Below are 232 nucleotides of genomic sequence, written 5' to 3'. Positions count from 1 at the left end.
CTGAAACGCCTTTTCAAAGGCCAGCTGCTCATCTTCAAATGCCGCCGCATAGGTCGGGTAATCGTAGCTCTTGGTCAGCAAGAGCATCACGCTATCGGGCATCGACAACGTGCCCTCAAAGATCACCTCGTGATGCAGAGAAAGGGTGCTGTTGATGCGGAACTCGCCCTCTGGCACCAGGATGCGGCGACCATCGGCGGCGTCATCGGCGGCCTCGAAAGCCGCGTGGCAG

1 protein-coding gene is annotated in these 232 nt (G+C 59.1%); it reads right to left on the bottom strand.

Translation table 11 applies throughout. The features are described 5' to 3' along the window. Positions 1-232, bottom strand: a 232-nt coding sequence (locus tag R0J88_RS23855) for a hypothetical protein (protein ID WP_410901436.1), incomplete at both ends; no start/stop codon positions are given.

The organism is Pseudoalteromonas sp. SIMBA_162, from assembly GCF_046535955.1.
Taxonomy (GTDB): Bacteria; Pseudomonadota; Gammaproteobacteria; order Enterobacterales; family Alteromonadaceae; genus Pseudoalteromonas; species Pseudoalteromonas marina.
This window is presented reverse-complemented; position numbering and strand designations above follow the sequence as displayed.